This is a genomic window from Bradyrhizobium sp. 41S5, assembly GCF_011516665.3.
Taxonomy (GTDB): domain Bacteria; phylum Pseudomonadota; class Alphaproteobacteria; order Rhizobiales; family Xanthobacteraceae; genus Bradyrhizobium; species Bradyrhizobium quebecense.
The window spans coordinates 1875307-1899201 of record NZ_CP083721.1 but is presented as its reverse complement, the minus strand read 5'-3'; the positions used below and the strand labels follow the sequence as shown (position 1 = coordinate 1899201).

General features: G+C 65.4%; 26 protein-coding genes. 16 read left to right on the top strand and 10 right to left on the bottom strand.

The features are described 5' to 3' along the window. Positions 1–34: 34 nt before the first annotated feature. Together HAP47_RS08935 and HAP47_RS08930 are read right to left on the bottom strand one after the other, a co-directional pair. The gene (locus tag HAP47_RS08935) at positions 35–844 is read right to left on the bottom strand and encodes an inositol monophosphatase family protein (protein ID WP_173638566.1); all 810 of its coding nucleotides are present in this window, start codon (positions 842–844) and stop codon (positions 35–37) included. Then, positions 831–2219: a TldD/PmbA family protein gene (locus tag HAP47_RS08930; protein ID WP_173638567.1), complete on the bottom strand. Its 1389-nt coding sequence runs from the start codon at positions 2217–2219 to the stop codon at positions 831–833. Before HAP47_RS08930 ends, HAP47_RS08935 begins: the two co-directional genes overlap by 14 nt. A 276-nt stretch (positions 2220–2495) precedes the next feature. Between HAP47_RS08930 and HAP47_RS08925 the strand changes: the two genes are divergently transcribed. Further along, the gene (locus tag HAP47_RS08925; RefSeq protein WP_173638568.1) at positions 2496–3020 is read left to right on the top strand and encodes a DUF6101 family protein; all 525 of its coding nucleotides are present in this window, start codon (positions 2496–2498) and stop codon (positions 3018–3020) included. A 284-nt stretch (positions 3021–3304) separates the two neighbouring features. On the opposite strand, the gene ubiA is transcribed toward HAP47_RS08925, so the two are convergent. Beyond that, positions 3305–4237, bottom strand: a complete 933-nt coding sequence (ubiA, locus tag HAP47_RS08920; RefSeq protein ID WP_173638569.1) for a 4-hydroxybenzoate octaprenyltransferase — start codon at positions 4235–4237, stop codon at positions 3305–3307. A gap of 25 nt (positions 4238–4262) precedes the next feature. Then, on the bottom strand, positions 4263–4997 hold the full coding sequence (locus HAP47_RS08915; RefSeq protein ID WP_173638570.1) for a hypothetical protein: 735 nt from the start codon (positions 4995–4997) through the stop codon (positions 4263–4265). A 564-nt stretch (positions 4998–5561) separates the two neighbouring features. On the opposite strand from HAP47_RS08915, the gene HAP47_RS08910 reads away from it, so the two are divergent. From HAP47_RS08910 to HAP47_RS08885, 6 genes are all read left to right on the top strand, one after another. Continuing rightward, on the top strand, positions 5562–6362 hold the full coding sequence (locus HAP47_RS08910; protein ID WP_173638571.1) for a 16S rRNA (uracil(1498)-N(3))-methyltransferase: 801 nt from the start codon (positions 5562–5564) through the stop codon (positions 6360–6362). 197 nt (positions 6363–6559) lie between these two features. Continuing rightward, positions 6560–7738: an ATP phosphoribosyltransferase regulatory subunit gene (locus HAP47_RS08905; protein WP_173638572.1), complete on the top strand. Its 1179-nt coding sequence runs from the start codon at positions 6560–6562 to the stop codon at positions 7736–7738. Beyond that, a complete protein-coding gene (gene hisG / locus HAP47_RS08900; protein WP_173638573.1) occupies positions 7735–8712 on the top strand; it encodes an ATP phosphoribosyltransferase in 978 nt (325 codons plus the stop codon). Before HAP47_RS08905 ends, hisG begins: the two co-directional genes overlap by 4 nt. A gap of 139 nt (positions 8713–8851) precedes the next feature. Continuing rightward, entirely contained in the window at positions 8852–9898 is a 1047-nt protein-coding gene (locus HAP47_RS08895; protein WP_173638574.1) for a glycosyltransferase family 2 protein, read from the top strand. Then, on the top strand, positions 9895–10737 hold the full coding sequence (locus tag HAP47_RS08890) for a ChbG/HpnK family deacetylase (protein WP_173638575.1): 843 nt from the start codon (positions 9895–9897) through the stop codon (positions 10735–10737). The genes HAP47_RS08895 and HAP47_RS08890 overlap by 4 nt, the downstream gene beginning before the upstream one ends. Before the next feature lie 129 nt (positions 10738–10866). Further along, positions 10867–11700, top strand: a complete 834-nt coding sequence (locus HAP47_RS08885; protein WP_173638576.1) for a DUF2076 domain-containing protein — start codon at positions 10867–10869, stop codon at positions 11698–11700. A gap of 113 nt (positions 11701–11813) precedes the next feature. Here HAP47_RS08885 and HAP47_RS08880 read toward each other — a convergent pair whose 3' ends face one another. Continuing rightward, on the bottom strand, positions 11814–12623 hold the full coding sequence (locus HAP47_RS08880; RefSeq protein ID WP_173638577.1) for a L,D-transpeptidase: 810 nt from the start codon (positions 12621–12623) through the stop codon (positions 11814–11816). Between the two features lie 310 nt (positions 12624–12933). Here HAP47_RS08880 and HAP47_RS08875 point away from each other — a divergent pair, with 310 nt between their 5' ends. From HAP47_RS08875 to HAP47_RS08865, 3 genes are all read left to right on the top strand, one after another. Continuing rightward, positions 12934–13710 (top strand): protein phosphatase CheZ, encoded by a 777-nt coding sequence (locus tag HAP47_RS08875; RefSeq protein ID WP_173638578.1) that lies wholly within the window; start codon positions 12934–12936, stop codon positions 13708–13710. Positions 13711–14276: 566 nt separating this feature from the next. Then, positions 14277–14756, top strand: coding sequence for a hypothetical protein (locus tag HAP47_RS08870; RefSeq protein ID WP_231168816.1), 480 nt, complete (start codon positions 14277–14279; stop codon positions 14754–14756). 199 nt (positions 14757–14955) lie between these two features. Next, on the top strand, positions 14956–15219 hold the full coding sequence (locus tag HAP47_RS08865) for a hypothetical protein (protein WP_231168815.1): 264 nt from the start codon (positions 14956–14958) through the stop codon (positions 15217–15219). Positions 15220–15381: 162 nt separating this feature from the next. On the opposite strand, the gene HAP47_RS08860 is transcribed toward HAP47_RS08865, so the two are convergent. Next, on the bottom strand, positions 15382–15900 hold the full coding sequence (locus tag HAP47_RS08860) for a hypothetical protein (protein ID WP_173638579.1): 519 nt from the start codon (positions 15898–15900) through the stop codon (positions 15382–15384). Positions 15901–16216: 316 nt separating this feature from the next. Between HAP47_RS08860 and HAP47_RS08855 the strand changes: the two genes are divergently transcribed. From HAP47_RS08855 to HAP47_RS08845, 3 genes are all read left to right on the top strand, one after another. Further along, entirely contained in the window at positions 16217–16513 is a 297-nt protein-coding gene (locus HAP47_RS08855; RefSeq protein WP_173638580.1) for a co-chaperone GroES, read from the top strand. Between the two features lie 190 nt (positions 16514–16703). Beyond that, on the top strand, positions 16704–18350 hold the full coding sequence (gene groL / locus HAP47_RS08850) for a chaperonin GroEL (RefSeq protein ID WP_173638581.1): 1647 nt from the start codon (positions 16704–16706) through the stop codon (positions 18348–18350). A 92-nt stretch (positions 18351–18442) separates the two neighbouring features. Further along, a complete protein-coding gene (locus tag HAP47_RS08845) occupies positions 18443–18733 on the top strand; it encodes a hypothetical protein (RefSeq protein WP_173638582.1) in 291 nt (96 codons plus the stop codon). A 120-nt stretch (positions 18734–18853) separates the two neighbouring features. On the opposite strand, the gene HAP47_RS08840 is transcribed toward HAP47_RS08845, so the two are convergent. Continuing rightward, positions 18854–19222, bottom strand: a complete 369-nt coding sequence (locus HAP47_RS08840; protein WP_173638583.1) for an antibiotic biosynthesis monooxygenase family protein — start codon at positions 19220–19222, stop codon at positions 18854–18856. Positions 19223–19319: 97 nt separating this feature from the next. Between HAP47_RS08840 and HAP47_RS08835 the strand changes: the two genes are divergently transcribed. From HAP47_RS08835 to HAP47_RS08825, 3 genes are all read left to right on the top strand, one after another. Next, positions 19320–19796, top strand: a complete 477-nt coding sequence (locus tag HAP47_RS08835) for a MarR family winged helix-turn-helix transcriptional regulator (protein ID WP_173638584.1) — start codon at positions 19320–19322, stop codon at positions 19794–19796. Between the two features lie 106 nt (positions 19797–19902). Next, complete coding sequence (locus HAP47_RS08830; protein WP_173638585.1) at positions 19903–21102, top strand: hypothetical protein; 1200 nt, start codon at positions 19903–19905, stop codon at positions 21100–21102. Positions 21103–21339: 237 nt separating this feature from the next. Further along, entirely contained in the window at positions 21340–22029 is a 690-nt protein-coding gene (locus HAP47_RS08825; RefSeq protein ID WP_371821750.1) for an ester cyclase, read from the top strand. Between the two features lie 192 nt (positions 22030–22221). On the opposite strand, the gene HAP47_RS08820 is transcribed toward HAP47_RS08825, so the two are convergent. The 3 genes from HAP47_RS08820 to HAP47_RS08810 form a co-directional block, all read right to left on the bottom strand. Next, positions 22222–22689 (bottom strand): PaaI family thioesterase, encoded by a 468-nt coding sequence (locus HAP47_RS08820; protein ID WP_092124048.1) that lies wholly within the window; start codon positions 22687–22689, stop codon positions 22222–22224. Positions 22690–22701: 12 nt separating this feature from the next. Then, positions 22702–23280: a bifunctional transcriptional activator/DNA repair enzyme AdaA gene (locus HAP47_RS08815; protein ID WP_173638586.1), complete on the bottom strand. Its 579-nt coding sequence runs from the start codon at positions 23278–23280 to the stop codon at positions 22702–22704. A gap of 76 nt (positions 23281–23356) precedes the next feature. Next, on the bottom strand, positions 23357–23821 hold the full coding sequence (locus HAP47_RS08810) for a GNAT family N-acetyltransferase (RefSeq protein WP_173638587.1): 465 nt from the start codon (positions 23819–23821) through the stop codon (positions 23357–23359). Positions 23822–23895 lie beyond the last annotated feature (74 nt).

The window sequence follows — 23895 nt, the reverse complement described above, 5'->3', positions numbered from 1 at the left end:
CACAATCGGAAACGCGGCGCGGATCGGCGGGGCCTCACGGCAATGGACGGTTGCGAAAATGCTCGACAATGCGGGCATGACGTTCGCGTCCTGCTGCCACCAGCACCCCATGCGTAACCTCCCGGCGATTGTACTCAATCGCATCCCCCGAGAGCGCGGTCATCTTACCACCCGCTTCCTGCACGATCAAATTCGCGGCGGCAAGATCCCAGTCGCGGCTTTGCCCGCCCGCAAAGGCGGCGTCAAGTCGACCTTGTGCTACGCGGCACAACCGCAGGGCCAGCGATCCGATCCGCGGATAGAGCGTGATCTCGTCGGAGGTCGGGCTGAGCCGCTGCACCAGCGGTTTCGGTCCGGCCATGCGGGGAAAATCGAAATCGGTGCCCGCGGTCGCGTGCACGCCGCTGTCGTTCAGGGTCGTGCCCTGGCCGCGGGCGGCAAAGAAGAATTCCTCGGTCACCGGCGCATACACCGCCGCGAGCACCGGCGATGCATTCTCAACCAGCGCCACACTGACGCACCAGTCCTCGCGGCCGGCGAGATAGGCGCGGGTGCCGTCGATCGGATCGACGATCCAGGTGAAGCGCCTGTCGAGCCGGGTCGCGTTGTCGGCGCTTTCCTCCGACAGCCAGCCGTAACCCGGCGTCGCCGAACGCAGCTGCTGCTCCAGGAGGTCGTTGACGGCGATGTCGGCCTCCGAGACCGGCGAGGACGCGCCCTTGATCCAGTTCTTCAATTCGGTGCGGAACAGCGACGATGCGAGCCGGCCCGCCTCCTGCACCGATCTGGTCAGCAAGGCGGCGTCGCGCGCCTTGGTCCAGTCGTCCGTATCAGCGTCCGCCAAGCGTCAGGCCCTCGATGCGCAGCGTCGGCGAATTGACGCCGTAGCGGAATTCCAGATCGTTGGCAGCGACCAGCGATTTGAACATCGGCAGCAGGTGGCCGGCGATCGTCACTTCGCTGACCGGATAGGTGATCTCGCCATTCTCGATCCAGAAGCCGGACGCGCCGCGGCTGTAGTCGCCGGTCACGCCGTTGACGCCGGAGCCGATCAGGTCGGTGACATAGAAGCCCTGCTTGATGTCGGAGATCAGCTCCTTCGGCGTCACCGCACCCGGCTCGAGATGCAGATTATATGTTCCGGGCGACGGCGAGGACGACACGCCGCGATGCGCATGCCCGGTCGTGACCAGGCCGAGCTCGCGCGCAGTCGCGGAGTCCAGCACCCAGGTGGTCAGCACGCCTTCGTCGATCAACGCGATCTTCTTCACCTTGACGCCCTCGGCGTCGAAGGTCTGCGAACGCAGGCCGCGCACGCGCAAGGGATCGTCGATGATGCGGATATCCCTCGAGAACAGCTGCTCGCCAAGCTTGTCCTTCAGGAAGCTGGTCTTGCGCGCGATCGAGGCGCCGTTGATGGCGCCGACCAGATGGCCGACGATCGAGCCCGCAACCCGCGGATCGAACACGACAGGCACCTTGCAGGTCTCGACCTTGCGCGGATTCGACCGCGCCACCGCGCGCTCGCCGGCCTTGCGGCCAACAGCCGTGGGTGCATCGAGATCGGACGCGTGCGGCGCGCTGGTGAAATCATAGTCGCGCTCCATGCCGGTGCCCTCACCGGAAATCGCCGTCGTCGAGATGCCGTGGCTGGAGCGCAGGTAAGAGCCGTGGAAACCGGTCGACGTCACCAGCACCATGCCGCCGATCCCGGTCGAGGCCGATGCGCCGCCGGATTTCGTGACGCCCTTGACCGCGAGTGCCGCGGCTTCCGCTTCGATCGCGCGCCGCTCGAGCTCGGCCGTGGTCGGGACGGTACGGTCGAGCAGATCGAGATCGGGGAAATCATGCGCATGGAGCGCGGGATCGGCCAGACCGACATATTTATCGTCGGGCGCCACGCGCGCCATCGCGACCGCGCGCTCGGCGAGCTTTGCAATCCCGTCGCCACTGACGTCATTGGTCGACACCACCGCCTGGCGCTGGCCGACGAACACCCGAAGTCCGACATCGTCGCCTTCGGAGCGCTCGGTTTCCTCGACGCGGCCGTCGCGGACTTCGACGCCTTGCGAGACGCCGCGCACCGCGATGGCATCGGCCGCATCGGCTCCGGCGCGCTTTGCGGCTTCGACCAGACGCTGCGCAAGGTCGCTCAGGCCGGACTGGTCGAACAGATCGGAGGTATCGCCGTGTCGCGATGCAGATGGTGAAGGGTTCACGAACGAATTCCTGCGGATTGAGGGGGGCCCGGAATGGCGTCGACAGACCTAACCAGATGTGCCGGATTCACAGGGAATTCAAGCACTTTGCACCGGCGGGCAACAAAGATTTGAGTGATCGGCGCAAGGCTTCGTCAATCATGCGGGCCAACCTCTTGTCAATCATGGCGCCAGGTGAGGAGCGGTTAACCAGGCTTTTTAAGCCGAAACGGCCATCGCTCGGCTAGGCTCTCACACATCGACCGGGAACATAATCCCGGCGGGGAGACTAAGGCTTTGAGGCGTCAAACACCAACAAGCGGAATCAATTCCGCCGGGTCGAGCCGCGCACTGCGGCTCGACCCTCTTTCCCTTCCGCTCAGCTTCCACGCGCAGGATGCGCGCGCGGATGGCGGCATGCGGCAGGTCGAGCTTCACCGCGAACATGTCGTGCTGCGCCGTGCCGTTCTCGGCATGCGGATGGCGGTCAATGTTCGCGTCAGCGATTTCCTCGGCGTCGCGCTGCGCGGCATCGACGACGCGCAGATGCTGGTGCTGGTTCACCGCGATCCCGCGCTCTCCATTCCGCTCGGCAGCAGTTCGGATGCCGAAGAAATCACCTCCGCCTGGCAAATGTGGAGCGACATCTTCCATCTCCCGCAACTGACCGAGCCTGCCCCGCGCCAGCCTGCCCCGCGCCGCCGCCGCCGCAACGCAATCCGCGCGCGCCGCCCGAAATTCCTTGTCCGCCGCCGCGCCGGCGTCAGCCTCAACGGCACCAGCGTGCATCGCGACGAGCGCGAGATCATCGCGCGGGATTGAGTTTGCACTCAAGTCGCCTCACAGTCGCCGTCGTCCCTGCGAAAGCAGGGACCCATACTCCGCGGCTCACGTTGTGAACGGGACTCGTCGTTCCCAGATTCGCTTGACAATGACCATTCGTGGTTATGGGTCCCTGCTTTCGCAGGGACGACACCGATTTTGTTGATCGGCTGGCGGGGCATACTCTCGCGTTCTCGCGACATGAATCGTCCGAGTCTTGCTCTTCTCGCTTCGAGAGCCCTCAGGTGCGCAATTGCGCACCGGGGAATGGCGAGAGCGCGCCGTTACGCCGCCCGCAGCACCGCATCGACGACCAGGCTTGCGAACAGGATGAAGCCGGCGTCGCGGTTGGATTTGAAGATGCGCAGACAGAGTGCGGGGTCGCTGGTGTCGAGCCGGCGGACCTGCCGGGCGAGATGCAGCGCGAACGCCGCAAGGCCGATCCAGGCCGGCCAGCGCGCGCCCGCGAGCGCGAATGCCACGCCGATCAGCAGCACGGCGAGACCATAGAAAATCACCAGCGCCCGATGGGTGCGTGCGCCGAACAGGCGCGCGGTGGATTTGACGCCGATCAGCGCATCATCCTCGGCGTCCTGATGGGCGTAGATGGTGTCGTAGGCGATCACCCAGGCGATCGATCCGGCGTAGAGCGCGATCGCGGCCGCATCGATGCGCTCCAGCGTCACCGCAAAGCCCATCAGCGCGCCGTAGGAAAAGGCAAGGCCGAGCACGACCTGCGGCCACCAGGTGATCCGCTTCATGAACGGGTAGATCGCGACGATCACGAGCGAGGCGATGCCGGTCATGACCGCAAAGCGGTTGAACTGCAGCAGCACGAGAAGCCCGATCAGCGCCTGCAGGACCATGAAGACCAACGCCTGCGTCACCGTGACCTGCCCGGCGGGGATCGGCCGCGACCGCGTGCGCTCGACCCTGGCGTCGAGATCGCGATCGGTGATGTCGTTCCAGGTGCAGCCTGCGCCGCGCATCACGAAGGCGCCGATGAAGAACAGCAGGACGACGAGCGGGAGCGAGCGCACATCGTGCGCGACGCCGGCGGCGAGCGCCGCCGACCACCAGCACGGCATCAACAACAGCCACGAGCCGATCGGCCGGTCGTAGCGCGCAAGCCGCAGATAGGGCCGTGACCAGACCGGCGCATGGGTATCCACCCAGTTGCCTGTGGAGTCGGCAACACGGGCGGAGACCTCGCTCATTGCTGGTCAATCATCGGCCGCCCAATCATCGGGTCAGAACGTTGCCGTTCAGCGTGTCGAAGGTGCTGCCGCCTTTCTTGGTCGGCGTCGCTTCCGGCAGCGAGGCGGACGAGCCGAGCACGTCGCTCAGCGACGGTCCCGCCGGCCCGCGCGGCTGCGCCGCCGCCTGCTCAGCGACGTTGCAGACCTTCTTCAGCAACGCCTCGGTATTCTTGTGGCCGTTCTTGAGCTGATCGGAGATCTGCGGCGGGATCCCGCACTTCGACGCGTTGCTGTCGACATACTTGATCATCTTGACTTCGGCCTGGCTGTAGTTGCCGATCAGCTTGCAGGCCTCCTGGGGGCTGGCGTGCCGGTCGCTCGCCGCCTTGATCGCCTTGCCGCGCTTCTCGGTCTCCTCGCGCAGCGGGACGAAATCCTTCATGCAGGCGTCACCGGCGGCGCCACCACCGGCGCCGGGCGGGGGCGGCGGAGACGACAGACCGCCGCCGGCGATGGGAGCCGCACCATTGGTCGGAAATGCCGACGGCGTGGCGCCGACCCTGGCCGCCGGTGCGCCGTTGACCGGCGGGAACGCAGGATCCGAAGCGGTGCCTGCACGGCTTGCACGCGCGCCGTTCACCGGCGGGAACGCGGGATCCGAGGCGGTGCCGGCCTGGCCTTGATTGGGCAGCGGCGCCGGAAAGGCGCTCTGGGCCGCGGCGTGCCCCGCAGACAGGGCGGTCGCGGCAACGGTCAGCACGATCAGTCGGCGGATCATCGAGGGTGTTTCTCCGGCAAAAGGTCCAGGCAACCCCAGCGCAACAAAACGAAGCAACGAAATTTGGGGGCGTTTTACGATTCCTGTGCGCCCTTAACAACCCGTGGATTTGGGCGACAGCGCGGCGTAGGGCCACACCGGCCACATTAAATTGTTCCCCGATTCGAAGCATTTAGGCCGCGAACGGCGGTAAAACCGGGCCATCAATTGTGCCTGAGCGCGATTTTCGGTGATGCCTCGGCTCGAATTTGCGGCCCCACACCGACCGAAAGACAAAAGGGGCCGCGTGCAAGCGACCCCTCGGACTCGAAAAATGACTTGGTGACAGAAGCAATATATCGACACCACCGTAGTAGTTGGCCGGAGCTTTCCTGACGAGTCCGAGGGACTACGGTGTCGCCCGGTTTGGTTAACTTGCCTCGCGACTTGGAAGCGGCCCTAGCTCTGACCAACGATGTCGGTCATGGAATCCGACGATCCTCTCCGGTCGCAATCAGCAGCGGGGCAGACCTGAGCGATACTTGGCGGCGCCTTTAGGCTAGAAGGCGGCTCAGGAACCCAGACATGCCTGAACTCGATTTTCGCAGCCCCCGCCTGTTTGTCGATGCCCCGCTCGGTGCCGGCGCGACTGTTTCGCTCGAACGCGACCAGAGCAACTATCTCGGCAACGTGCTGCGGCTTGCCGCCGGCGACAGCGTGCTGGTGTTCAACGGCCGCGACGGCGAATGGCGCGCGGAGATTTCCGGCCGCAAACGCGCCGACACGCTGACGATCACGGCGCAGACCCGCCCGCAGGACCGCCTGCCCGACGTGACCTATGTGTTCGCCCCGCTAAAACATGCGCGGCTCGACTACATGGTGCAGAAGGCGGTCGAGATGGGCGCGGCACGGCTCGTGCCGGTGCTGACGCGCTTCACCCAGGTGTCGCGGGTCAACAGCGAGCGGATGCGCGCCAATGTGGTCGAAGCCGCCGAGCAATGCGGGATCATCTCGCTTGCCGAGGTCGCCGATCCCCTTCCGCTCGAACGTTTCCTGGCGGGGCGCGATCCGGCGCGGCTGCTGGTGTTCTGCGACGAGGCGGCCGAAGTGGCGAACCCGGTCCAGGCGTTGCAGGCCGCGACCGCCGCAAACGGCGGGATCGACGTGCTGATCGGCCCCGAGGGCGGCTTTGCCGAAGAGGAGCGCGCGCTGCTGCTGCGCCAGCCCAACATCCTCCGTCTCGCGCTCGGGCCACGCATCCTGCGCGCCGACACCGCCGCCGTCGCCGCCCTGGCGCTGGTGCAGGCGGCGCTGGGGGATTGGGGAGGTGGTGATGGACGGACCGGCGGAAGGGTTCCCTCCCCTCTTGCGGGGCAGGAAGCCTGAGAGGCGTGCTCACATCACTCGCAATTCGGCTTGCCCTGCCCCTAGCCAAGCCGTCGCAAAATCGTTAACGAACCCAATCATTAAGCCACTTGGCTGATCCCTGTCGAAACCCTGATACGGCCATGCTAAGGGCTCCGCCGACACCACCCATGGAACCCCACTCCGAACCGCGAGTTCGGAGCGAATTGGACGTCGAGATGAGCGAAGCTGCCGCACCACGACCCGCCGCCGGATCCGCTCCAGGAGCGGCTTCCTGGGCGGATGCGCTGCTGGCCTCGTTCGCGCAGGCCGGTTATCTCAGGTCCGAACCCGCAATCCTGCAGCCGGCCGAGCCGTTCCTCGACCTGTCCGGCGAGGACATCCGCAAGAGCCTGTATCTGACGACCGACCCGAGCGGCGAGGAGCTCTGCCTGCGCCCGGATCTCACGATCCCGGTGGCGCGCGACTACCTCGCCTCGTCCCGTGCCGGTCAGCCGGCCGGCTTCAGCTATCTCGGCCCGGTGTTCCGCTATCGCGACGGCCAGCCGAGCCAGTTCCTGCAGGCCGGCATCGAATCCTTTGGGCGGCAGGATCGCGCCGCAGCGGACGCCGAGATGCTGGCGCTGGCGCTGGAGGCGACCACGGCCTTTGGCTTGAAGGATGTCGATATCCGCACCGGCGACGTCGCGCTGTTCAACGCGCTGATCGATGCACTCGAGCTTTATCCGGTGTGGCGGCGCCGGCTGATCAAGGATTTCAACCGCAAGGTTTCGCTGACCGACGACATCGAGCAGCTGACATTGGCGACTGCGCCGGGCCGCAACGAATATGAGGGCGTGCTCGCAGCCCTCGCCGGATCCGACCGCAAGGCGGCGCTGGCGCTGGTCACCGATCTGATGTCGATCGCCGGCACCACCAATGTCGGCGGCCGCACGGTCGCCGAGATCGCCGACCGCTTCCTCGAGCAATCGACGCTGAAGGGCGGCGCGCTGCCGCGCGATGCGCTCGCCACCATCAAGCGCTTCCTCGCCATATCGGGCGATCCCGACGATGCAATCGCGCAACTGCGCGCACTGGCCTCCGACGCCAGGCTCGACCTTGCCGCGGCGATCGACCAGTTCGAGAGCCGGGTCGGCTTCATGGCCGCGCGCGGCATCGACATCCGGAAGACGTGGTTCTCGACCGCGTTCGGCCGCGGCCTCGACTATTACACCGGCTTCGAGTTCGAGCTGCACGCCAGGGGCAACGGCGCCGAGCCGCTGGTCGCGGGCGGCCGCTATGACGGGCTGATGTCGCAGCTCGGCTCGGCCAATCCGATCCCGGCGGTCGGCTTCTCGGTCTGGATCGAGGCGATGACCCGGCATGGCAAGGCCGGTGCCTCCGGAGCCGCCCAATGAGCACGCCGTTCGTCGTCGCCGTTCCCTCCAAGGGGCGTTTGCAGGAAAACGCGGAGAGCTTCTTCGCCCGCGCCGGGCTGACCTTGTCGAAGGCCGGCGGCGCGCGCGACTATCGCGGCACCATCGCCGGCGTCGACAATGTCGAGATCGCCTATCTGTCGGCCAGCGAGATCGCGGCCAATCTGGCGCGCGGCTCGGTGCATCTCGGCGTCACCGGCGAGGATCTGGTGCGCGAGAGCATTCCGGATGCCGACAAGCGCGTGCTGATGATCGAAGGCCTCGGCTTCGGCTACGCCAATGTCGTGGTCGCGGTGCCGCAGGCCTGGATCGACGTCCGCACCATGGCCGATCTCGACGACGTCGCGAGCGGCTTCCGCGAGCAGCACAATCACCGCATGCGGGTCGCGACCAAATACATCAATCTGACGCGCGGCTTCTTCGCCAGGCACGGCGTCGGCGACTACCGCATCGTGGAGAGCGCCGGCGCCACCGAGGGCGCGCCCGCGGCCGGCACCGCCGAACTGATCGTCGACATCACGACCACGGGCGCGACGCTCGCCGCCAACGGGCTCAAGGTCCTCGACGACGGCGTGATGCTGCGCAGCCAGGCCAACCTCGTCGCCTCCCGCGATGCCGACTGGTCGAAAAGCGCCCGCGAGACCGCGCGCGTCATCCTCGACCACATCGCCGCGCGCGCCCGCGCAACCAAGTATCGCGAGGTGCGTACCCGCTTCGCCGGTTGCAACGATGCGCTGCTGTCCGAGGCGCATACCCGCTTCGGCGTGGTCGCCCCGTTCGGCAGCCCGACCTCGTCGGGCATGCTGACGCTGCACTGCCCACCGGGCAAGCTTTACGCGCTCGGCAGCTTCCTGCGCGAGCACGGCGCCGAAACCGTGTCGGTGGTGTCGCTGGACTACGTGTTCGACCGCGAGAACCCGCTGTTCGCCAAGCTCGAGGCGTTCCTGCGACAATGAGCAGGCGGGGCCGTTCATGTTGGCGACAGCCGGCCGTCGGTACCATATTGTGTTCATGATCTCTCGTTGTGACGCGTTTCTTCCACGCGAACCGGAACCTCATTTCGCTGGAAAACGCTCTAGTTCTGGAACCTGACCGATGATGCTGGGCTCTGACGTTTCCAGCCTGACCACAACCGCCAAGACCGCCGCAGCGCAGGGTCTGTCCATCGTCGTGCCCGTCTACAACGAGGCCGCCGGGCTTGTGGCGCTGCACCAACGGTTGATCGACCTCGCCAGCTCACTGCGCGCCCGCTACGGGCTCAATTGCGAAGTGGTCTATGTCGACGACGGCAGCGCCGACAACACGCTGGCCATCGCGCGCGGCCTGCCCGCCGACGGGCTCGACCTGCAGGTGGTGTCGCTGTCGCGCAATTTCGGCAAGGAGGCGGCGCTGATGGCCGGCCTCGACCATGCCCGCCGCGGCGCGGTGCTGTTCATGGATGGCGACGGCCAGCATCCGCCGACCTTGGTCGAGCAACTGGTCGCACACTGGATCGATGACGGCTACGACGTTGTCTACACGGCGAAGGCGCACCGCGACAATGAATCGGCGCTGCGCCGGCTTTCCGTGCGCGGCTTCTACGCGCTGATCAACTGGGGCGCGCGGCAGAAGATCCCCGAGGATGCCGGCGACTTCCGCCTGCTGTCGCCGCGCGCGGCGCTGGCGCTGCGGCAATTGCCGGAGCGCAACCGTTTCTTCAAGGGCCTCGCGAGCTGGATCGGGTTCAGGCAGATCCGCGTCGACTACGAGCCGGCGCCGCGCGCGCATGGCGTCACCACCTTCAATGCCGGCCGGCTGATCGGCCTGTCGATCGAGGGCCTGACCTCGTTCTCGGTGGCGCCGTTGCGCTTCGCCAGCCTGCTCGGCGCGCTGCTCGCAGGCGCGGCGTTCCTGTTCGGGCTCTCGATCCTGTGGGAAGTGCTGACCACCGGCAAGCAGGTCCCCGGCTATCCGTCGCTGATGATCGGCGTGATGACGATCGGCGGCGTGCAGCTGATCATGATCGGCATCGTCGGCGAATATATCGGCAAGATCCTCTCCGAATTGAAGGCACGGCCGATCTACTTCGTCGCCGAGCACACCGAGAAGCACGCCGACGGCGGCGCGGCGCAAAGCGCCACCGAGCGGACCGCCGCCGAATGAGCGAAAATTCGCCGCGCCGGATCTGGCTGTGTGCTGACGACTATGGCTTAAGCTGCGGCGTCAACCGCGCGATCCGCGATCTGATCGAGCGCGGCCGTCTTAATGCGACGTCGGTGATGATGGTGACGCCGGCAGTCGGCCGCGAGGCTGCGGCCGCGCTGCAGGCTTCGGTGGCGAAAAGCCCGCGCTGCGCGATCGGGCTGCACGTGACGCTGACCGCGCCGTTCCGGCCGCTGACGATGCATTTCCGCCCGCTCGACGGCGACATGTTCCTGCCGTTTCCGCGGCTGTTGCGCGCCGGGCTGATGCACCGGCTCGACGCCGATCTGGTCCATGCCGAGGTGCTGGCGCAACTCGACGCCTTCCACGATCTGTTCGGCCGCGCCCCCGATTTCGTCGACGGCCATCAGCACGCGCAGCTGTTCCCGCAGGTCCGCGACGGCTTCCTGCGCGCCGTGAAGGAGCGCGCGCCCAACGCCTGGGTGCGGCAGTGCGGACGCGAAGGTCCGCTGGCGCGCCAGCTGACGGCGCCGAAGGCTTTGGTGCTGAACGTGCTCAGCACGCAATTCCGGATCAAGGCCCAGCGATCGGCCCTGCATTTCAACCCGGCCTTCGCCGGCGCCTACGATTTTACGCGCGGCAGCGAATTCGCAGCGCTGATGCAGGGCTTCCTCGACGGCCTGCCCGAGGACGGGCTCGTGATGTGCCATCCCGGTTTCGTCGATGAAACCCTGAAAAACCTCGACCCGCTGACGACGCAGCGCGAGACCGAGCATGCCTATCTCGCAAGCGAGGATTTCTCCGCTTTGCTGGCCCTGAATAAAGTTACACTGGCCTGATAAGGTTCACGAAAAACCGCCGGTCGTATTGTCGCATACATAAATTTAATCCTGGCCCCCACTCCTTGCGCCACAAAGCCCGTCCTACATCAGCCGCGCGCCGATTCGATCGACGCGATGGAGAACGCCATGACACCGCAAGAACGCCAATTGATCGACGATCTCTTCGACCGCCTTGCCAAGCTGGAGAACGCCCCGCGCGACAACGAGGCCATGTCCGCGATCATGCAGGGCCTGCGCAGCGCGCCGAATGCGGTCTACGCGCTGGTGCAGACCGCGCTGGTGCAGGACGAGGCGCTGAAGCGCGCCCATGACCGTATCCAGCAGCTCGAGGCAGCGGTCGGCCAGCAGCAGGGTGCACAGCAGCAGGGCGGCGGCTTCCTCGATTCCATGCGCGATGCGATCTTCGGACAGGGCCAGCAGCAGCCGCACGGCTCGGTGCCGCCGGTGCGCGCGCCCGATGTCGGCGGCAGCCGCCCGGTCTGGAACTCGGGCCAGGCGATGCAGCAGGCCGGCGGCTATGGCCAATCGCCGCAGCAATACGGCCAGCCCCAATACGGCCAGCCCTATGGCGGCTCGCAGCCCCCAGCCTTCGGCGGCGGCGCGCCCGGCGGCGGTGGCGGCTCGTTCCTCGGCACCGCGGCTGCGGCCGCGGCCGGCGTGGTCGGCGGCGGGCTGCTGCTCTCCAGCATCCGCGGCATGATGGGTGGCGGCAGCCATCAATCGCTGGCCGACGCCGGCGGGCTCGGTGGTGGTTCGCGGCCCTGGGGCGGCGACCAGTCCTCGAGCGACCTCGCCCGTGACGCCGGAATCAACGATGTCAGTACGTCCGGTCGCGACAGTGATCTCGGCTCGCGCGCCGGCGCATTCGACCAGGCGCAGGCCGACCAGGACAGTGACGATGATCAAGACGCCGACGACTTCGACGACAACGGCGGCGACGACAACAGCGATTACGCGTAAACGCGATCGCTGAAACGACAACGGCCGCTCCACTCGAGCGGCCGTTTTGATTCCATCGTCCCGGCTTTCGCCGGGACGAAACCATCCTTGGGGCAGCTGCTTCAAAACCACGCTTACATCACGACGACCTTGGCGCCGACATTGACGCGGCCGTAGAGGTCGATCACGTCCTCGTTGCGCATCCGGATGCAGCCGGACGACACGTTGGTGCCGATCGTCCAGGGCTCGTTGGAGCCATGGATGCGGTAGAGCGAGGAGCCGAGATACATCGCCCGCGCCCCGAGCGGATTCTCCGGGCCGCCTTCCATGTGCCGCGGCAGATCGGGACGGCGCGCCAGCATTTCCGGCGGCGGCGTCCAGGCCGGCCATTCCTTCTTCGCCGAGATCGTCTTGACGCCGGCCCAGGTGAAGCCGGGCCGTCCGACGCCGATGCCGTAGCGCAGCGCGCGGCCGTCGCCCTTCACCAGATAGAGGAACTTGTTCGGCGTATCGACGACGATGGTGCCGGCGCCTTCCTTGCCGCTGTAATCGACCAGCTGCTTTTCATATCTCGGATCGAACGGACGCTGCGTCGGATCGCCCGCAGCTTCTTCCTGCTGACGGATCATCTGCTGCTGCGGATCCATCGGCGGCAGCCCCTGGCGGTTGCCGTAATAGGCCGGCTGCTGCTGATACATCGGCTCTCGCGAATAACCCTGCGACGATGGCGCATCGCCGAACAGGAATTCGATGAAGCCGCCGCCCATATTGGAGCGTTGCGGCTGCGCATAGGCGGTGCGCATCGGCGGCTGCGGCGCGCCCTGGTTGGCGTAGATCACGTTGGGCTCGGGCTGAGCCGACGCGTCGATCGCCATGGCATGATGGGGGACGGCAATAAGCGAAGAAGCGCCGGCGAGCAGCGCAAGCGTGGTTTTCCTGAACATCGACGTACTCTGTACTGGTTTCGTCGTGACGTGTGACGTGGACGGAGCGCACATGCGCCGTTGCACGTGGTCAATAAGCAATGAAAACCGCATCGGTTTGGTAAACGGATCGGCCGTTTCGATTCACCATCTCGACGATGCCGCGCGGTTTTGCCGGACAGCGTTTATTTTGCGTGAACGCCGCGGCGAGATGGTTAATCGCCGGTATCGCGGCGGCTGTGCGCACTCGGCGCAAACTGTTCCCGCGTGAACCTGACGTTAAATCACCTCTCGCTAGAACGGACGGCAGTGAAGGGGCGGGAATGAAATCATGTCAGTGAAGCGTAAGCGTTTTCGTGTCGAGCAGGCCATGGGCGAAGTCGTGATGCCGGAGCCGGAAGTTGCCGGCGGCGCCGAGCTCGGTCCGATGCATCGGGAGATAATGGCTGAGCTTCGCTCGATCCGCGCCCAGATGGCCGCGGCGCCGGCGCAGCGCACCGGCGAAAGCGTCGATGCCGCCGTCGCCCGCGAAGTCGCCGAGACGCACGCGCTGCTCGAGACCTACCGCGCGCAGGTCGAACAATGCGAGAAGCTCAAGGTCGAGCTCGACCTGATCCACGACGCGATCAGCCGCACCAAGCGCGAGATCGCCGTGCTGCACGGCAAGAGCTTCAACGGCGAGGAGATGGCCAAGGTCAATGGCGAGCTCGGCGCCGTGGTCGGCGGCACCGAACAGGCCACCCAGCAGATCCTCGAAGCGGTGGAAGCGATCGACCAGGCCGCGACCGCGCTGGCCAACAACGTCACGCCCGACCAGCAGAAGCGGCTCAGCGAAGATATTCAGGAGCGCGTGATCTCGATCTTCGAGGCCTGCAACTTCCAGGACCTCACCGGCCAGCGCATCAGCAAGGTGATGCAGACGATGAAGTTCATCGAACAGCACATCAACGAGATGATGAACATCTGGGGCGGCGTCGACGCCATCAAGACCCACGTCCCGCCGATCGTCGACACCCGCGAGGGCGATGCCCGCCTGCTCAACGGCCCGAAGCTCGACGGCGACGCCGGCCACGCCTCGCAGGACGACATCGACGCGATGTTCAACTGAGATTTGTCGAATCAGAACGAAAAGCGCCGGCCCTCGGGCCGGCGTTTTTGTTTGGGCGATGGTCCTGCCCCGCGAGGGATCACCGGACGGAGTCGTCGGATCATCGCGGTCGCCGCTTTGTGAGTGATCTTGCGCGGCAGCTTTCCTTGCATCCACGTCAGGTGACACATCAGTCAGAACCCCTGTCTCGACCGCATGCAGTTTGTGCCAATTGTGACACCTGCAAATTTGCTGGCAGGTCCGCTGTCGCAGGCGCATACTGTGTGTGTGTGAGGAAATTGTCATGCGTGTGCCGGGAGCCGATATTGGGTGCCGGTTGCATCGGACTTCCGGAGTGAATCCGGTCGCCCCGAGCGGGGCTTCGCACTTTCACGCAACACACAGTACAGCTTTGCCGGCCACTCGTTGCGCGCATCCGAGGGCGAACAGGCTTCGCCCGGGCGCGGCCGTCATTGAAACCGTGACGATGCACGGCGGGTTTCTTGGGCGCTGATACCTGCGGCTTTTTGAGGAATCACTGAGTGGGGGGGGGGAGCCACTGGAGTACTCAACACTGGAGATCGAACATGACGCGAAGAATTGTCAGGAATACTGCAATTGCGCTCTCGACTTTCGCTTGTGCGACACTGTTGTCCGTCACCTGGTCTGAGCAGGGCGGCATTTCGGCTTCGGTCGAAAGCGCCCAGGCGCGCGTGGGCCGACCGCTGACGCCCGTGAGCGTCGCGGGCGTTGCGCGTCGCCACACCCGGCGCGCTGCGTACGGGTACGGAGTCGGCGCGGGGATCGCCGCTACGGCCGCGGTCGCTACGGCGGCGGCTACCACGGCGGCTTATTCCGGCTGGGGCACAAATAACTGGACCGATGCATATGCTGCCCAGACGGATCCCCACTTTGGCCAGCCTTACTATCCGGCACGAGCCTACTACGGGGTCAGTCCGTATTACGGTTATACCGGATGGGCAGACTATAAGGCAGCCAATGGTATCGGCTGCGAACCCGGTACGATGACGAAAATGTCTGACGGCCACATGTACGTCTGTCAGTGAAGTCCGCGCAACGGCACCGCGAGAGGGCGGCTCCTCGAGCCGCCCTCTCGACGAAGTCAATCGATCGGGCATGGCGGCAGGGCACGCCCCGGCATTGATCCACATCAACATCACACATCCTTTGCCACCGACGATGCGTTGGGTCGCATCTGCAGCGGCTCGATCACCATTCGGTTCACGTGCGATGAGGAGGATCACCATGCGACAGATGAAAATTCTTTCGAACAAGTCAGTGACAGTTGCGGGAATTGCGGCCAGCCTCGTGCTGGGGTTTGCAGGTGTCACTCTCAGTCCGGCACCGGCTAAGGCCGTCGTTTATTGCCAGTACGTCGGGTATCCGGGGGGGTGCGTGGCGAGGGCAGGCGTCGTGCTCAGGCCTCGTCCGGTGGCGCGTGCTGCGGTTCGTCATAACGCGGGCGGCAATATGAATGGCGGCGTCAATCGCGTCGGAGTGCGGCGGTAGCACGCCGGATGAGCGGTTGTCGCCGCTTACTCAAATCGCAAGAGGATCACCCGCGGACAGAGACCTGTCACCCGGATTGCATCTGGCGATGCAATCCGGCCTCGCCCACAAGGGGAGAGGCGCCGATGTGGCGCTAGCGGGGGATATGCAGATGCCTCGCCGTTACGCGCGTGGCGCGCAGCGGACGTAGACCATGTTGCCGTAGCGGGTGGCGGCGTCCTTGTCGACGAAGCGGGTGATCAGGACCCGGCCGTCGAACGAGATAATCTCGCGGTCCTGCTCGCCAGGCACAGGTCCGGGCGGGCCGATATAGTTCTTGCCGCTCGGGGAACCCTTCAGCCGCAGTTCCTGCGGGGTGGCCTGGTCGGCCAGATGCATGATGACGCCGCCGTTCTGGCCGGCTCCGATCACGTAAGGCTGCTTGCACTGGCCGCGTGCGGCGGCCTCGGTGCGGGCGCGGTCGGCGGGATTCTGGAACGAGGCGAGGCCCCAGCGGCCGACGATCTCGTCGGGGCGGATGCTCGCCGGCATCTCCGGGGCCACTCCCGGTTCGACGGGCCCCGGTTCGGGGTTCGACGACAACGACGGCAGGCTCATGCTGCCGCACGCCCCCAAAAGTGTCGTCAGCGCCGAAACAGCCGCGAACCGTGCGACCAATCGCGCGTTGAGTGACCTGATCATATGCATCCCCGAACTATCTCCCGGCCGCACCCGTCATGCAGACAAGCGTAAAACTTAAGGCGGAGCAATGACGTCTGATAAAATTACGTCATCGCTACGATTTGGTTTCCGGTCCACCATCCTATATTGGCCTCACCAAGGCCTTAACCCGTTTGCTTGACAGAAACTGCGCCAAGCCATATTTCCCGGCACACAATTAGCACTCTCGCACCACGATTGCTAAATGCGCCGGGCGTCCTGCCTGGCCGACCGGACCGGCATTCAACGCCGGTCTCGATGAACCGGACCTGAAACCGAGCCTCCAAGAGGGAACGTCATGGCTAAATCCAACTTCCGCCCACTGCATGACCGCGTCGTGGTCAAGCGTATCGATGCCGAGGAGAAATCCAAGGGTGGCATCATCATTCCGGACTCGGCCAAGGAGAAGCCGTCCCAGGGCGAGATCGTCGCCGTCGGCCCGGGTGGCCGCGACGAGGCCGGCAAGCTGATTCCGATCGACCTCAAGGTCGGCGACCGCGTGCTGTTCGGCAAGTGGTCGGGCACCGAGGTCAAGCTCGACAACCAGGAGCTCCTGATCATGAAGGAGTCCGACATCATGGGCGTGCTGGCGTAAGCCCGACAAGTTCGAGAAGCGCGCCGCTCGCTCCGCTGTCATGCCCAGACTTGATCCGGGCATCCATCACGCTTCCAAAGATGGATCGCCGGGTCATCTAGCACGAAGACGCACTTCGTGCTTTTGCCCGGTGATGACGAGTTCAGGAGCTGCAGCCGCTCGTTCAAAATACTGACAGGAGTTCAAATCAATGGCTGCCAAGGACGTAAAATTCGCCGGAGACGCCCGCGACCGCATGCTGCGCGGTGTCGACGTGCTCGCCAATGCCGTGAAGGTGACGCTCGGCCCGAAGGGCCGCAACGTCGTCATCGAGAAGAGCTTCGGCGCTCCCCGCATCACCAAGGACGGCGTCACCGTCGCCAAGGAGATCGAGCTCGAGGACAAGTTCGAGAACATGGGCGCGCAGATGCTGCGCGAGGTCGCTTCCAAGACCAACGACACCGCCGGTGACGGCACCACCACCGCGACCGTGCTGGCGCAGGCCATCGTCCGCGAGGGCGCCAAGGCGGTCGCCGCCGGCATGAACCCGATGGACCTCAAGCGCGGCATCGACACCGCGGTCGCCGCCGTGATCAAGGACATCGAGAAGCGTGCCAAGCCGGTCGCCTCCTCTTCGGAAGTCGCCCAGGTCGGCACCATCTCGGCCAATGGCGATGCCGCGATCGGCAAGATGATCGCGCAGGCGATGCAGAAGGTCGGCAACGAGGGCGTCATCACCGTCGAGGAAAACAAGTCGCTCGATACCGAGGTTGACATCGTCGAGGGCATGAAGTTCGACCGCGGCTATCTCAGCCCCTACTTCATCACCAACGCGGAGAAGATGACCGCCGAGCTCGAGGATGCCTACATCCTGCTGCACGAGAAGAAGCTGACCGGCCTGCAGTCGATGCTGCCGGTGCTGGAAGCGGTGGTGCAGTCGGGCCGTCCGCTCCTGATCCTCGCCGAGGACGTCGAGGGTGAGGCGCTGGCGACGCTGGTGGTCAACCGCCTGCGCGGCGGGCTCAAGGTCGCCGCCGTCAAGGCGCCGGGCTTCGGCGATCGCCGCAAGGCGATGCTGGAGGACATCGCGATCCTGACCGGCGGTCAGCTGATCTCCGACGACCTCGGCATGAAGCTCGAGAACGTCACGGTCAACATGCTCGGCCGCGCCGGCAAGATCGTGATCGACAAGGAGAACACCACGATCGTCAAGGGCGCCGGCAAGAAGAAGGACATCGACGCCCGCGTCGGCCAGATCAAGGCGCAGATCGAGGAGACCACCTCGGACTACGACCGTGAGAAGCTGCAGGAGCGCCTCGCCAAGCTCGCCGGCGGCGTTGCCGTCATCAAGGTCGGCGGTGCGACCGAAGTCGAGGTCAAGGAGAAGAAGGACCGTGTCGAGGACGCGCTGAACGCGACCCGCGCCGCGGTGCAGGAAGGCATCGTGCCGGGCGGCGGCGTCGCGCTGCTGCGCGCCAAGAAGGCGGTCGGCCGTCTCACCAACGCGAATGCCGACGTCCAGGCCGGCATCAACATCGTGCTCAAGGCGCTCGAAGCTCCGGTTCGCCAGATCTCGGAGAACGCCGGTGTCGAGGGCTCGATCGTGGTCGGCAAGATCCTCGAGAACAAGTCGGAGACCTTCGGCTTCGACGCCCAGACCGAGGACTATGTCGACATGGTCGACAAGGGCATCATCGACCCCGCCAAGGTGGTGCGCACCGCGCTGCAGGACGCCTCCTCCGTGGCTGGCCTCTTGGTGACCACCGAAGCCATGGTCGCCGAACTGCCGAAGGATGCGGCACCGGCGATGCCGGGCGGCGGCGGCATGGGTGGAATGGGCGGCATGGGCGGCTTCTAGGCCCGCGCCACATCCGCATCGAGATCGAAGGCCGCCTCCGGGCGGCCTTCTTTTTTGCGATTTGATTACAATGGAGATTTAGGGATCATCGCATGTCCCGCGACGCCAAATCACTGATGTCAACGCTGGCGCTGTTCTATGCGATCGGCGCAGTGCTCGCGTTGGGCGCCTATGCCCTGGACAGCATCGATGACTTTGCGGTCGTCCTGACGTTCTGGTTCAAGCAAACCTTGACGTTTGTCGTCCTCGGCGCAGGCTACTGCCTCTATTACGTGATTTCCGGTTCGACCGGCCATCGTCCAAAAGCGCCGCTGCGATTTCTGGACATTTCCTTCTTGGCTGCCGTTGCCACGCTCGGCGTTGGCATGCTCGTGCACAGTTGAGCGTTTGACGCGACGTCCAGCGTCCAGCAAATCGTAGGGCGGATTAGCGAAGCGTAATCCGCCGATATCTCGCGCGTGATCGGCGGATTACGCCTTCGGCTAATCCGCCCTACCGGCCACTTACGCGACGCAGATGTCAGCCACCGCCACCTTCTGGAACAGATGCGGCGACGCCACGGCCGAGGCCGGGTAGGCCGAGAGCTTGGCCCTGAACTCGGGATTGGCGAAGGCGGACCGGAAAGCCGCGGTCGACTCCCACACCGCGTAGTTCAGATAGGCCGGGCTGTCGCCGAGCGCGCGGTGCAGCTGGGTCGAGATGAAGCCGGGCTGCCGCTTCATGATGGCGGCGTCGGCCTGCCAGGCTTTAAGAAAGATCTCCTCGTCGGCCTTGTCGAGCGTGAAGACGTTGACGAGCACGATGTTGCTGGCATCGACCGCGAGCTGCCGCTCGATCGGGAATGCGGGGTCGAGGGGGCGCATCTGCGGCATGGCTGGCTCCATTGACTTGGTGCTATGATGTCATTCCGTTACGATGGATACATATTGTTTTTGACATCATGATGTCAAGATCAACTTATGGTGACAAATGCCGCAGACCAAGCGAACGCCGGCCGGCGAAGCCCTGAGCAACCTGATTCTCGACCTGTTCAGGCTCAACAGCCTGCTGTTCACCGCCGGCGACCGGATGGTGGCCGGACTTGGGCTGACCAGCGCGCGCTGGCAGATCCTCGGCGCCATCGTCACCGCCGAACGCCCGCAACCGGTGGCGTGGCTGGCGCGCGACCTCGGCGCTGCCAGACAAAACGTGCAGCGGATCGTCAACGACCTGCAACGGGACGGGCTCGTCACATTCGAGACCAATCCGCATCATCGCCGCGCCCATCTCGTCGTGCTGACCGAGAAGGGACGGCACGCCTTCGAGGCGGCCATGCGCCTGCAGCTGCCCTGGGTGAACGACCTCGCCGACGGATTGTCGATCAAGGACCTCGAATCCACCAGCCGCGTCGTGAGTACGCTGCGCGGCAGGTTGGAGAGCGGCCAGGAACCCGACGACCGCGCATGACAGCGATTATGGAAGCGCCGCCGTTAGGCGGCCTTCTTTTTTGGCCAATGAGACGGAGGTTTGCTAGTTACGACGGAACCGATTCTGCCCTTCGAGGACTTATCGTATGCGCGCGCTCCCGCTCCTGCTGCTCGGTCTTGCCGTCGTCTCGGCACCTGCCCTCGCCCAGATGAAGCTGCAAACGAAGCCGGCACCGTCGAACGGCCCCGAGACGCGCTATTTCACTTCGATCGACGGCCTGATAGACGGCAATGCCGACGTCGTGCTGAAGGAAACCCGCCAGGGCAAGACCGTGACCGCGGCCGTGCTCGACGTCTGCTATCCCGCCGACAGGAGCTCGGACCGCAAGGACCGCTTCGTCGCCAACCTGACCGTCAACGGCCAGACGCTCTCCGGCACGACCCAGAGCGTCGCCGACAAGCAGCCGATCACGGTCAAGCTGAACCGCAAGCAGACCGGCGACAGTTTTGAATTCCGCGGCCAGATCACGATCGGCCAGACCGTGACGGAGGTCGCCTCGACGGACAATTCCGATCTCAGCGAGAAGGAATTCCAGGACAACCAGGCCACCGAGGACGGCATCACGCCGCAGCCGAAGGACTTTACCGACGTCTCGCCGGAATCGATCGGGGTGCGGGTCAAGCTCGATGCGGCGGCCGATTTCCTCAAGAGCCTGAAGGGCGAGGCGGTCGAGATCGGCACCTCCAGCCTCGCGGTGACTTGCGATGCGATGCGCTCCGGCGAGCAGACCATCAACCTCACCGTCGATCCCGAGCACGCCAGCGCGCTGCTCGCCAAGGCGAAATCAGCGCCCGGCGTGACGGCGGCCGGCTGGACCAGCGGCGTGGTCGAGATGGACCGCACCATCCGCTTTGCCGCCGCCGACTGGCGTGACGGAGACAAGATCAACAAGGACAAGCTCGCCACTGCGATCGCGGGCGTGCTGGCGAAGACGCTCGCGGCAAAGCCCGCCTCGGCGACCTGGAACGCCAATACCGGCAAGCTCAAGCTGGCGCTGAAGCGGCCAAGCGCGATCTACCCTGCGCTCGGCCTCACCCAGAATTACGAGGTCACCGCCCTCGTCTCGCCCGACAAGCCCGGCAGCTCGGACAAACTGATGCTTTGGGTCTCGAGCCCGACCGTCTCGACGTCGGATGACAGCGCCGGCGCCAAGCTCAATCTGTCCGACGATTCCGGCAGCGACGAGGAAGGCAGCGAGGCCAAGGACGACAACGGCGCGATCGACGCGCTGCTCAAGGAATTCAAAGGTCAGCGCTGGGACGCCGACAAGTCGGTGTGGCGGTAAGGCGGGGCTCGCCTGATTCACGCCGCCCTCGTCTTCAGCGGCACGACGTTGTTGCGCATCGCCTTCGGAGCGGCGTCCGGACCGGACTGAAGCATCCCGTCGTCTCTGACGAACAATTCGGTACCAGGCTCGATCGCGGCGCGATCGAGCAGCGCCCGAGCTCGGGACGAAGTCCGTCGCCGCGCAGCGCGGCGATGGCATCGAAGTTGCGCATGATGCTCCCCTGTGTGATCGCAAATGCTCTTTCGCGTTCGTGTTGCGCGAGCCACCCGCTTCCCGATTGCGCGGCGACATCCGAGAAACGACGCTAAGCGCCATATCGACAAAGCGGAATCTCGTCTGAACGCCGACGCCACGCCCGATCTGGAATCGGGTGGCACGACACCCGTCTCAAGATGCCTAGTGAGTGCATCGACACAGCGCCGGTCGCGATACCGGCAACACGCAAATGGAGACGATCCGATGTCAGAGGAAAACAAGAGCGTCGTAGGCCGGTGGTTCGAGGGCTTTTGGGGAAACCCATGGAATCCGCGCATCATCGATGAGCTCGCGACACCAGACATTGTCGTGCACTACCCGATGCACGAACCGAAGAAGGGCCGCGCTGCGGTCACGCAATTCATCACCGAGTTTCGTGAAGCGTTTCCCGATCTCAATTTCTGGGGGGTCGGCGATCTCGTCGCGGAAGGTGATCTCGTCGTCGGCCGCTGGGAAGGTGGCGGCACGCACACCGGGCCCGCCTTCAGCGACTTCCGGCTCGGCTCGCTGCCTGCGGCCTCCGGCCGCAAGATGACGTTCGCCGGCACGACCGTGCTGCGCGTGCGGGACGGACGGATCGCCGAGGAGCTCGGACAGGAAGATGCGCTGACCGCCATGCTGCAGCTCGGCCTCATTCGCTTGCCTGAACAGAGTGGCTACGCCGGGTGAACCGGCGTTTCATCGACGATCGCATCGCGGCTACCCGAACGCACTTCCCTGCGCTCGGGTAGCGCAAACGATCGGCTCGGTGAAATCGAAGCGCTCTAATCCGCAGGCTCGCTGGACGTATTCCAATGTTGCCGCGCCGGCATCGCATCCCCTGATGCGGTGCCGGCGCAGGCTCTCCGCAGCGGCTCTTCATCAAGCCGGAAAGATCAGGCACGTCGTCGTGCCATGCGCGAGCAGCCGCCCCTTCTCGTCGGTGACCCTGCCTTCCGCGGTGCCGATGCGGCGGCCGCAATTGAGCACCTGGCCCTCGGCCCGGATCGGGCCGGTGTCCGGCGTGATCGGCCGCACCAGCGAGATCTTGAATTCGAGCGTGGTCTGACTCGTTCCGGCATCGAGCGTCGACTGCACTGCAAGGCCCATGCAGCTATCCAGCAGTGTCGCGGTGAGCCCGCCATGCACGGTGCCTGCCGGATTGAGATGCGCATCCGTCGGCAGCAGCGTGACGACGACGCGGCCGTGCTCGGCTTCAGTGACGTCATAGCCGAGCGTCCGCGCGATGGTGTTGAGCGGCAACGCGCCGCTGGCGAGCCCCTGGACGAATGCGAGGCCGCTCATCTTGAGTTTCTGTTCGGCACTGACGGTGCCGTAGCTCTTGGCCATTGCTGATCTCCATTATTGCATCGTGATGTTTGGCAGCCGCTTCCGTCGCAGCGAGACAGGCGAACGGCCGTAGAGCTTTGCGAATGCGGCGTTCATGCGCCTTGCGCTGGAGAAGCCGGCGCGCTGCGCCACCAGACAGATCGGGAGATCGCTGCCGTCGATCAGTCGCTTGGCGCGCTGCACGCGCAGCGAGAGCGCGACCTGCAGCGGCGAGGCATCGAGATGCTCGGCGAACAAACGCGACAGATGCCGCGCGCCGATGCCGAGCCGATCGGCCAGCGCGGCGACATTGCCGCGGTCGAGGGCGCCCGCTTCGATCAGCGCCAGCGCGCGCTCGACCGTCGTCCTGGTGCCCTTCCATGCCGGGCAGAACGGCGCCGCCTCGGGACGGCAGCGCAGACAGGGCCGGAAGCCGGCGCGCTCGGCCGACGCGGCGCTGCCGTAGAACCGCACATTGCGGGCGAGCGGCGTGCGCGCCCGGCACACCGGACGGCAATACACGCCCGTCGTCCTGACCGCGACGAACACGATGCCGTCCCAGGCCGGGTCGCGGCGCTGAAAGGCTGCATACTGGGCGGCGAAATTGAGCATGCCATCGCTATAGCGGCGCCTAAGCGCCGCGACGACCCGCTTTGCGGAGACGACGTCCGGAAACGACCGCCTGGAGTTAGAGGCGCTTGGTCATGAACAGGCTGAGTGGATCGGGCTCGTAGTCCCCGAACGGCGGGCACTCCTGGTAGCCGGCGGCGCGATAGAGCCCGATCGCCTCCGGCTGCCGGATTCCGGTCTCCAGGCTGATGCGCGCGATCCGCCGGTCGCGCGCGGCGTCCTCCAGCGCGTCGAGCAGGCGGCGACCGAGCCCGTGCCCGCGCGCGTCGGCACGCACGAACATTCGCTTCATCTCGGCATGACCGGGCGCGATGAGGCGGAAGGCGATCGACCCGAGCACCTCGCCATCGCGCCGCGCGACGAGGAAGACCGTATCCGGGACGGCAAGCGTCTCGGCGGCGGCGAGGTAATTGCTATCAGGCGGATAGAGCGCCTGCATGTGGGCGTCCGACAGATCGATCAGCTGCCGCACGTCGGGCTGCCGCGGGTCTTCGGGGGCGATGCTGATTTCAGGCTTGTGCATCTCTGGCCCAATACAGGGTCGTCGTCGCGATTGTCGGCCGCCCGCACCGCCCCGTCAATTTGCGGGGACTGCGA

Coding starts and splice junctions, on each gene's coding strand:
- HAP47_RS08825 (WP_371821750.1), top strand. CDS start 21,340: ATGCTCTTTCGCGTTCGTGTTGCGCGAGCCACCCGCTTCCCGATTGCG.
- HAP47_RS08890 (WP_173638575.1), top strand. CDS start 9,895: ATGAGCGAAAATTCGCCGCGCCGGATCTGGCTGTGTGCTGACGACTAT.
- HAP47_RS08910 (WP_173638571.1), top strand. CDS start 5,562: ATGCCTGAACTCGATTTTCGCAGCCCCCGCCTGTTTGTCGATGCCCCG.
- HAP47_RS08915 (WP_173638570.1), bottom strand. CDS start 4,997: ATGATCCGCCGACTGATCGTGCTGACCGTTGCCGCGACCGCCCTGTCT.
- HAP47_RS08855 (WP_173638580.1), top strand. CDS start 16,217: ATGGCTAAATCCAACTTCCGCCCACTGCATGACCGCGTCGTGGTCAAG.
- HAP47_RS08810 (WP_173638587.1), bottom strand. CDS start 23,821: ATGCACAAGCCTGAAATCAGCATCGCCCCCGAAGACCCGCGGCAGCCC.
- HAP47_RS08830 (WP_173638585.1), top strand. CDS start 19,903: ATGCGCGCGCTCCCGCTCCTGCTGCTCGGTCTTGCCGTCGTCTCGGCA.
- HAP47_RS08835 (WP_173638584.1), top strand. CDS start 19,320: ATGCCGCAGACCAAGCGAACGCCGGCCGGCGAAGCCCTGAGCAACCTG.
- HAP47_RS08880 (WP_173638577.1), bottom strand. CDS start 12,623: ATGTTCAGGAAAACCACGCTTGCGCTGCTCGCCGGCGCTTCTTCGCTT.
- ubiA (WP_173638569.1), bottom strand. CDS start 4,237: ATGAGCGAGGTCTCCGCCCGTGTTGCCGACTCCACAGGCAACTGGGTG.
- HAP47_RS08815 (WP_173638586.1), bottom strand. CDS start 23,280: ATGCTCAATTTCGCCGCCCAGTATGCAGCCTTTCAGCGCCGCGACCCG.
- HAP47_RS08820 (WP_092124048.1), bottom strand. CDS start 22,689: ATGGCCAAGAGCTACGGCACCGTCAGTGCCGAACAGAAACTCAAGATG.
- groL (WP_173638581.1), top strand. CDS start 16,704: ATGGCTGCCAAGGACGTAAAATTCGCCGGAGACGCCCGCGACCGCATG.
- HAP47_RS08840 (WP_173638583.1), bottom strand. CDS start 19,222: ATGCCGCAGATGCGCCCCCTCGACCCCGCATTCCCGATCGAGCGGCAG.
- HAP47_RS08895 (WP_173638574.1), top strand. CDS start 8,852: ATGATGCTGGGCTCTGACGTTTCCAGCCTGACCACAACCGCCAAGACC.
- hisG (WP_173638573.1), top strand. CDS start 7,735: ATGAGCACGCCGTTCGTCGTCGCCGTTCCCTCCAAGGGGCGTTTGCAG.
- HAP47_RS08860 (WP_173638579.1), bottom strand. CDS start 15,900: ATGATCAGGTCACTCAACGCGCGATTGGTCGCACGGTTCGCGGCTGTT.
- HAP47_RS08905 (WP_173638572.1), top strand. CDS start 6,560: ATGAGCGAAGCTGCCGCACCACGACCCGCCGCCGGATCCGCTCCAGGA.
- HAP47_RS08845 (WP_173638582.1), top strand. CDS start 18,443: ATGTCCCGCGACGCCAAATCACTGATGTCAACGCTGGCGCTGTTCTAT.
- HAP47_RS08885 (WP_173638576.1), top strand. CDS start 10,867: ATGACACCGCAAGAACGCCAATTGATCGACGATCTCTTCGACCGCCTT.
- HAP47_RS08870 (WP_231168816.1), top strand. CDS start 14,277: ATGACGCGAAGAATTGTCAGGAATACTGCAATTGCGCTCTCGACTTTC.
- HAP47_RS08865 (WP_231168815.1), top strand. CDS start 14,956: ATGCGACAGATGAAAATTCTTTCGAACAAGTCAGTGACAGTTGCGGGA.
- HAP47_RS08875 (WP_173638578.1), top strand. CDS start 12,934: ATGTCAGTGAAGCGTAAGCGTTTTCGTGTCGAGCAGGCCATGGGCGAA.